The organism is Shewanella sp. SR44-4 (assembly GCF_014163715.1).
In the GTDB taxonomy this organism is placed as follows: domain Bacteria; phylum Pseudomonadota; class Gammaproteobacteria; order Enterobacterales; family Shewanellaceae; genus Shewanella.
The window spans coordinates 1-1,420 of the sequence record NZ_JACJDU010000112.1; the positions used below are offsets into that span (position 1 = coordinate 1).

1 protein-coding gene is annotated in these 1,420 nt (G+C 43.8%); it reads left to right on the top strand.

What is annotated here, in order from left to right; genetic code table 11:
- Nucleotides 1-80 precede the first annotated feature (80 nt).
- Complete coding sequence (locus tag H5125_RS21605; protein WP_101085470.1) at nucleotides 81-1,400, top strand: IS4 family transposase; 1,320 nt, start codon at nucleotides 81-83, stop codon at nucleotides 1,398-1,400.
- The last annotated feature ends 20 nt before the right edge of the window (nucleotides 1,401-1,420 follow it).

The following is a 1,420-nucleotide window of genomic DNA, read 5'->3' on the forward strand; positions in this document are numbered from 1 at the left end:
CAATGCCGATCGTTTAAGGGCACTTGACCGATCTTGCAGATGAAAGATAATCCCTACCAGTATTCTGGTGGGGATTTTTTATGTTTGAGCAAGAGCTTGAATTAGTTCATGAGTCTGTTGAAGAAAGTGGGTCTTATGGTTCTGTAATGGAGGCTATTGATTCTGAGTGGATCGAACAATCACTCCTTTCAGCTAACAAGGCGAGTATCCGTAATCGCCGTCTGCCTGCGCAGCAGGCAGTCTGGCTAGTGCTTTGGATGGGATTAATACGTAACCAGTCCATCAAAGAAGTCTGTAGCTCGATGGATATAGCACTTCAATCTGGAGACTCCACCTGGTCTCGTGTAGCACCGAGTGTATTGACGGATTGCCGACGACGCTTAGGTGAAGCCCCAATGTCTTACTTATTTAAATCCACTATATCAGCCTGGCTTGAGCAAGCGTTAGGGGACCAAAATACACTAGGGCTTACCACTCTTGCCGTTGATGGAACGGTGTTTCGTTGCCAAGACTCTGAAGAAAATGCCAATGAGTTTGGTTTTATTTCAAAAACACACAAACCCTATCCTCAACTTCGATTAGTCAGCCTTATATCTACTGAAACCAGAATGGTATTAGGTGCTGCCTTTGATGGTTGTCACGTAGGAGAGATCACACTCGCACAGCGTTTAGTTCAAGATACACCTGATAACTCCTTAACCCTATTTGACCGTTGTTATTTCTCTGCTGACTTATTAGTCAATTGGCAAAGCTCTGGAGTACAGCGACATTGGCTGACACCCGTAAAGTCAAAAATGCGTTACGAGGTGGTCGAAGAGTTTGCGAATAATGATTTGCTCATTGATATGCCAGTCTCTCCCCAAGCGAGAAAGAAAAACCCCGAGCTTCCCGAAACATGGCGTGCCCGTTTTATTGCTTATCAAGAGCCAAAAGGTGAAATAAAAGGCTTCGTCACCTCATTGGTTGATCCCGTTAAGTATCCGCTGGACAAGCTACTTAATATCTACTGGCAACGCTGGGAAATAGAAGAAGGATACGGTGAACTTAAGCAAACCCAGCTACAAAGCAAGGTGACGTTACGAAGCAAATTTGTTGAAGGTGTTAAGCAAGAATTGTGGGGAGTGCTTATCGCTTATAATCTGGTTCGTTTAGAAATGACAGCGATAGCAAAGGAAGCTAAAGTTGCGCCAACCCGTATCAGTTTTACCGCGGCAATAAGCTTGATAGATACACAATTAAGGTGGCTTGCTTTATCACCAGATGGAAAGCTGCCAGCGAAACTTAAGCAAATGCGAGCCGATATAAAACACTTTATCCTTCCAGATAAAAGAAAGCACCGAACGTATCCACGCTCAGTGCTCTATATACCTAGCCGTTATCCACTTAAATATAAACAGTAATGCTTATCCGAATAGCATTA

Coding starts and splice junctions, on each gene's coding strand:
- H5125_RS21605 (WP_101085470.1), top strand. CDS start 81: ATGTTTGAGCAAGAGCTTGAATTAGTTCATGAGTCTGTTGAAGAAAGT.